Source organism: Micromonospora sp. NPDC003776 (assembly GCF_053605645.1).
The window spans coordinates 1-6249 of record NZ_JBSGJR010000426.1; the positions used below are offsets into that span (position 1 = coordinate 1).

A 6249-nucleotide genomic window follows, 5' to 3' on the forward strand; every position below is an offset into this window, starting at 1 on the left:
GCCGCGCCTTGGCCGATCCGCCGGAGGTGATCACGCGGGCCAGGCCGGCGTCCGCGTCGAGGGTGACGCCCACCGGCACGACGTGCGGGGTGCCGTCGGCGCGCAGCGTGGTCAGGGTGGCGAGATGCCGGTCCCGGAAGAACCGGATGACCCGCGGGTCGTGTGGGTCCAACCGGTGGTCGCCCGCCATTTGCCGTCCTCGCTGCCGCGCTCGGGGCCGACCATCGGCCCGGGCCCGATCATGACACGGGCCGGTGCGGGCGGCCCGGAGCTGCCGCAGGCCCCGACCGATCGGGCAGGCCACGCTGGGCCGCCCGGTGCTTGGCGACCAGCCGCCCCAGGTAGAACAGGGTGCCGGCGAGCACGCCCATGTCGTCCAGGTAGATCGGGTCGGGCAGCAGGTCGATCGGCAGGATCGTGTAGATCAGCGCGCCGTAGAAGGCCACCTTGCCGCCGGCGCCCAACGCGCTGACCAGCCGGTAGGTGCGGAACACCCGGACGGCGAGCAGCACCGCACCGACCAGCGTCGCCAGCGCGACGACGCTGGCGAGCACGAGCAGGATCCAGGCCTCGCGGGACACGAGGTCACGCTAACCGACGCGGGCGAGCTCTGCCCGGCGGTCAGAACGCCGGCGCGGCCGACCGGCCGCGGGCCCCCGGCCCCGACTCCGCCCGTGCCGGGGCCGGCAGCTCCCGGGTGGTCTCCGGACCGGTGAGATCCACGATGGCCAGCGGGCTCGGCCGCTCCAGGTCGGGGCGGGTCGCCGCGTACACCTCCTGGCTCAGGCTCCGGGCCGCTGCCGCGGCCAGTTCCGCGGCGCGCCAGGCGGCCTGCTCCCGCTCCTGGGCGGACTGGTGCCGGGCGCGCACGTTGTCCCGGATCAGCCGGCGCAGCAGCAGCTCCTGCTCCACCGGGTGCCGGCGCGGGTCCCAACCGCGGTGCTGAAGGATGTCACTGAGCTGCTCGACCGTGATCTCCCCGCGCTCCTGCGCCGCCGTCGCCGCCCGGTGCAGCCAGCGCTCCCGGTCCGCGTACTCGGCGGGAGTCCGGGCCGTCCGGGGCAGCGGCAGCGCGGCGGCGGCGGCCAGCCGCCGGACGTCCTCCTCCGCCGCCTCGTACGCCTGCCACGCCGTCTCGACCTCGTCCTGGGCGGCCAGCCACTCGGCCCGCCGCCGCTCGGCGGTGGCCGCCGCCCGGGCCGCGGCCACCTCCACCTCCTGGGCGAACCGGGCCCGCTCGCGGGAGCGTTCGCGAGCCTCGGCGGCCAGTTCGAGGCTGCTCGGCCGGGCCGCCTCGCTGATCCGCTCGCCGAACACCGAGCGGAACAGATCCGGGCGGACGATCAGCGCGCCGATCACCACGGCCGCCACGGCGATCAGGGCCAGCCAGATCACGGCGGCCTGGGGGACGTCGTACAGGAAAGCGGAGAAGACGGTCTGCATCACCAGCACCTCGTGGTGGATCGTTCGGGAGTCAACGGTCTGGGGCCCGGGCGACGGGCGGAGGAGCGCCGCCGGTGCGGGTAGATCTCTACCCAGCGGGGCGGCGAGAGATGCCAGGGCCGCGCGGGCGGCCGGCGTGTCAGGCGTGCGGCGGACCGCGGCGGGTGGCCGACTCCCGGCCCGGATCGGCGGGCGCCGCCACGGCGGCGGTCGTCCGGGCCGCCGGGCCGTCGGGGTCGACGTGGCGTGCCGGTACGCCGGCGGCGGGCGCCGTCGACCCGAACCGCACCCGGGTGGGGGAATCAGCGGTGTCCGCTCCACCGGCCCGGGCGGCGCTCGTCGAGTCCCGGCCCAGGACGTCGAGGGAACCCGAGACGTCGAAGGCGTCCGCCAGCGGCAGGCCCGCCGGGGCGTGGACCGTTGCGGGAGGGATCCGGAGGTCGGCCAGCGGGCGGACCGTCGAGACCGGACGGAAAGGATCGGCGGGGACGGGCGCGGTGAGGCCGTTGAGCCCGACGACGAGCACCAGGGCGGTCGCCGCCATCCGGGTGAGCCGGCGCAGGCTGCGCAGCGTGGCCCCCCAGACGGGTGAGGCGAACGCTACGGGCTGCACCGTTTCAACCTATCGGTCAGGTCCGCCTCGTGCACCCCGATGAGCGGCCCTGCGCACGTGACCCGTCCCACGATGCGCTGTGGACCGACCTCCGGCCGAGGGTGGGCACGACGAACGGCGCGGCGCCCCTCGTCGGAGGGACGCCGCGCCGTCGGTCAGCGGTCGATCAGTCGGTGCCGAGCACCGAGGGTGGGGCGGACCGGCCGTCGCCCCAGACCATCTCGTCCTCGGTCAGCCAGGTGAGGTGCTCGTCCGTCTCGTCCTCGTCGTGCTGGCCGTGCTTGCCCAGCACCCCGTTGCGCCCCGGCATCGCGGAGCGTGCCCCGGCGCCCTTGCCGCTGTTGGACCGCCCTTCGGCGTCGACCACGGCGCCCCGGCCGCCGGCGAGCCGGCCCGTGCCGGCCGCGGACCGGTTGTCCAATCCACCCGGGCGGCCGGACACTCCGCCGGTGGAACCGGCCAGCGAGCCGGTGCCCACACCGGGCACCCCGAAGAAGGAGTTGCCGCCCGCGGTCGGCGCGGTGGTGGGGGCGCCGGTGAAGGGGGCGCTGCTGAGACCGGTCGTCGGTCCGGTGGTGGTGAGCGGCGGGGCGGCACCGGCGAGCGAGGTGCCGGCCGGGTCGGTGACGCCGACCGAACCGATGGTGCCCGGGTTGCCGGCGCCGGTCGTGCTGCTCGGGTCCATGCCCGCCGTGCCGCTGGTCGGCGCGGTGTGGTGGACGCCCGAGGTGGTCGCGGTGGCGCTGGAGGCGGGGCCGAAGGTGCCGGAGGTCGGGCCGCCGGACGGGGTGCCCACCGACGGGCCGTTGCCCAGCGTCGGGCCGGACGTGTCGGTGTGGCCGGGAAGCTGGACGGGAGGTTCCTCCGGCACGACGATCCGCCCGTACGCGGAGAAGTCGTAGCCCTCGGCGAGGTTGGCGACGACCTGCACCATCCGCTGGTGCGCCTTCTCCTGCTCGGCCTCGTCCTGCTTGTGCCCGACGAACCCGCCGATGACCGCGCCGGCCGCGCCGCCCACCAGGAAGCCCTTGACCGCGCCGCCGATCAGCTTGTCGTTGTCGTCGGTCTCTTCCGGGCTCTCGGCCTTGGCCTGCGCGGTGCGCAGCTCGGTCGCCATCATGCCGAGCGCCTGCTTCATGCCGGCCATGCCCTCGGCCAGGTTGCCGGAGTAGTCGACGACCAGGTTCAGCCGCTGGTGGAACTCCCGGGCGGCGTCCCCGGACCAGGTCTTGGCGAGCGCGTCCAGGTCGGCGGTCAGGTCCCGGCCGAGGCCCTCCAGGGTGTCCTTCATCGAACTCCACTGGGCGCTGAGCCCGTCGATCTGCTTCGGGTCGCCCGCGGTGACGCCCTGGTAGAGCTCCTTGTGGCTGACGTGCTCGTAACGCCGGGTGTACTCAGACACGCGGATCCTCTCCCTTCGCCGGCTTCATCGCCTCGCTCACCCCGGAGAGGGCGGCGATGATGTCGGCCGCGGCGGCCGCGTTGCGCGCCTCGGCGGTCCGGTAGTTCGTCATGATCGACTTGGTCGCCTTCTGGGCGGCGACGATCGCCTGGCGCAGCCGCTCCGCGTGGTTGACGAAGCTCGTGTACGTCTCGGAGTAGCGACGGGCGTTGTCGGTCGCGTCGGTGAAGGTGCCCAGCGCCGGCGGCCGGCACTGCATCTCGGTGTTGAGCTTCCGCAACACCGACTCGGCCTCGCTCAACCGCCGCTCGAGTCGCTGGTGGAAGTCCTCCAAGGACAGTACGTCCACTGTCGTGCGCCCGGTCATGGCTGCATCCCCGTAGTCATCGTCGAGAACCGTTGGCCACGCTCAGGTTAGTCGAACCGGGCCAGCGTGGGCGACCCGTACCCGCCGGGTCCTCCACATCGGACCGACGTCGGGTCATCCACCCTGCGCGGGGGAGGAGCCGGACGGCGTCGGAGTGGCCGAGCGCTCCGGCTTGTCGGGTGCGGCGTCGCCCGGTCGGGCACCCGGATCGAAGTAGCCCATCGCGTCCTTCCGCTCCAGCGCCGGCCCGGTCGGCACCAGGGCCAGCAGTGAGGCGGGCACCGCCAGCGGTGTCACGCCGCCGTACCCGAGGGCGGCGCGGGCATCCCCGGAGGCGGTGCCGAGCGGGTAGCGGATCCCCTGGGCGGTGATCAGGTAGACCGTCGAGCCGGCCGCCGCCTTCCCGCTGTCCCCGGCCGCCGCCTGCACCAGCACCCCCTTGCCGCCGGGCAGCAGCACGCTCTCGGCGGTCCGTACCGCGTCCCGGGCGCTCTGCCGCGTGGCGACCCCGGTCGTCGCGGTCAGCTCGGCCGGCGGCTGGTCGTAGACCTCCAGCGTGGTGGTCGGCGGCTGGCCCGGCCCGCCCGAGCGGTAGCTGGCGCAGAGCGCGGTGCGGCCGGCCCGGACCTCGTGCAGCGCGGGCAGCTTCTGCGGCAGGCCCTCGGCGTCCAGCCGCTGGTCGGTGAGGAGTTCGCCGGCCTGGGCCGGGGTGATGTCGGTGATCTGACCGCCGTCGCCGAGCAGCAGCAGCGCGGTCATCTCCTTGACCGCCACCAGCCCCTGCCGGGCGAGCACGTAGTACTGGTCGGCGGCCCGGAAGACCTGGCCGATCTGGGCCGGTCGGCCGGCCACCGGCATGCCGCGGGAGCCGTACCCGTCGATGCTGGGCTTGCGCAGCGTGGGCCCCGCCGGCACCGCGTTGAGCAGCTGCTGTCCCACGGTCAGGGTCGGCGCGCCGGCCATCTTCAGCGCGACCAGGGCCTGCTCGTCTCCGCCGACGCGCAGCTGCGCGCCCCCGGTGAGCAGGTAACGGACGCCGTCCACCCGGACCAGCACGGCCTGGTCGGTGAGCGGGGCGCCGCCCGGCAGCGGCCGGTCGATCACCAGCCGGGTGGTCGAGCGCTGCGGGTCGACCGGGTCGGGCACGTCGCAGACCGACCAGGGGAGGCCGACCAGCGACTTGCGGTCCGGCACGGCGTCGGGCGCGCCCACGATGCCGACCGTCCGGCCGCGCGGGCGGTCCTTGATGGAGGCCTGCGACATGGTACGCACCGGCGGCTCCGCCTCGTTGAGGATGAGCCGGGCGGAGGCGTAGTTCAGCGTCGGGTGCAGCAACCCGTCGTCCGTGAAGACGTACGTGGCGCCGGTCTCCCGCTCGATCACCAGCGTGTTCGGCTCCAACGGCGCGGCGTTGCCGGTGAACTGCCCGTACGCGCCCGCGCCGCCGAGCACCACGGCGGCGGCGATGATGCTGCCGAACACCGCCATGCCGAGCCGCCGCATCGGCAGGTCGTTGGTCTCCGGGTCGCCGGAGAGCAGTGCGGAGACGATGCGGCGGGTGACGAAGCGGTACGCCTGCACCTGATCGCGGCGGGTCCGCATGACTAACCTCCGGCGGGGGTGGGTCCCGCGACGATCAGGTCCGAACGCCGTCGCGGGCTTCCCTACGATAAGGGGCCGTCGGGGGTCCACCGGGACCCCGCCCGTCCCCCGGCGCCGCACCGATCCGGCGGATGCCCAGGATGTCCAGAAGGGACGCTCACCGATGACGCAGGTCCAGGCGCCACCCGGTCGTACGGCGACCGCCCCCGCCGCCCCGGACGACCGTCCGGTCACCCCGGCCGACAAGCGTCGACGCGGCCGGCTCGGCCCGGTCGTCGTCGGCCAGCTGGTGCTGCTGGAGTGCGCCGCGCTCGCCGCCTGGTTCGCCACCGCCGGCCCGCCCTGGCTGCTCGCGACCGTCGGCGCGGTGGCGCTGATCGCGGTGGTGGCCGCCTTCGCCCGCCGCGGCGGGCGCTGGTGGTACGAGGACCTGATGCTCCGCCGCCGGCTGCGCCGGCGCCGCGACCGGGCCCGGGGAGCGGTGCCTTCCGGCGACCCGCGGCTGGCCGCCCTCGCCCCCGAGCTGAACGTGGTCGAGCTGACCGAACGCGGCACCCGGATGGGCGTCGGCCAGGACGAGCGGGGCTGGTTCGCGGCGGTCGCGCTGACCGGCCGGCCGGGCGCCCCCGCCGGCTCGGTCGAGGCGGCCGTGGTGGACCGGGCGCTCGCGGTGCTCGCCGACTTCGCCGGCCCGGTCACCCAGACCCAGGTCGTCTCGCACACCCTGGTCTGGTACCCGGCGCCGGGTGCCCCGCCGGCGGCGCACCGGACCGTCTGGGTGGCGCTGCGCCTCTCCGTCGCCGACGCCCGCGCCGAGACGGT

6 protein-coding genes and 2 pseudogenes are annotated in these 6249 nt (G+C 75.3%); 1 reads left to right on the forward strand and 7 read right to left on the reverse strand.

The window, feature by feature from the left end:
• The 7 genes and pseudogenes from ACWEVO_RS27005 to eccB form a co-directional block, all read right to left on the reverse strand.
• Nucleotides 1–190: pseudogene (locus ACWEVO_RS27005) on the reverse strand (acyltransferase); the annotation flags it as partial.
• A 49-nt stretch (nt 191–239) separates the two neighbouring features.
• A complete protein-coding gene (locus ACWEVO_RS27010; protein WP_452310311.1) occupies nt 240–581 on the reverse strand; it encodes a DUF1232 domain-containing protein in 342 nt (113 codons plus the stop codon).
• 40 nt (nt 582–621) lie between these two features.
• Complete coding sequence (locus ACWEVO_RS27015; RefSeq protein WP_452310312.1) at nt 622–1443, reverse strand: hypothetical protein; 822 nt, start codon at nt 1441–1443, stop codon at nt 622–624.
• 139 nt (nt 1444–1582) lie between these two features.
• Nucleotides 1583–2056 (reverse strand): hypothetical protein, encoded by a 474-nt coding sequence (locus tag ACWEVO_RS27020; protein ID WP_452310313.1) that lies wholly within the window; start codon nt 2054–2056, stop codon nt 1583–1585.
• A 166-nt stretch (nt 2057–2222) separates the two neighbouring features.
• A complete protein-coding gene (locus tag ACWEVO_RS27025; protein ID WP_452310314.1) occupies nt 2223–3458 on the reverse strand; it encodes a WXG100 family type VII secretion target in 1236 nt (411 codons plus the stop codon).
• Nucleotides 3451–3825: a hypothetical protein gene (locus ACWEVO_RS27030; protein WP_452310315.1), complete on the reverse strand. Its 375-nt coding sequence runs from the start codon at nt 3823–3825 to the stop codon at nt 3451–3453. The genes ACWEVO_RS27025 and ACWEVO_RS27030 overlap by 8 nt, the downstream gene beginning before the upstream one ends.
• A gap of 114 nt (nt 3826–3939) precedes the next feature.
• The gene (eccB, locus tag ACWEVO_RS27035; protein ID WP_452310316.1) at nt 3940–5427 is read right to left on the reverse strand and encodes a type VII secretion protein EccB; all 1488 of its coding nucleotides are present in this window, start codon (nt 5425–5427) and stop codon (nt 3940–3942) included.
• A 163-nt stretch (nt 5428–5590) separates the two neighbouring features.
• Between eccB and ACWEVO_RS27040 the strand changes: the two are divergent.
• Nucleotides 5591–6249 (forward strand): annotated as a pseudogene (locus tag ACWEVO_RS27040) (type VII secretion protein EccE); the annotation flags it as partial.

Coding starts and splice junctions, on each gene's coding strand:
- ACWEVO_RS27015 (WP_452310312.1), bottom strand. CDS start 1,443: ATGCAGACCGTCTTCTCCGCTTTCCTGTACGACGTCCCCCAGGCCGCC.
- ACWEVO_RS27030 (WP_452310315.1), bottom strand. CDS start 3,825: ATGACCGGGCGCACGACAGTGGACGTACTGTCCTTGGAGGACTTCCAC.
- eccB (WP_452310316.1), bottom strand. CDS start 5,427: ATGCGGACCCGCCGCGATCAGGTGCAGGCGTACCGCTTCGTCACCCGC.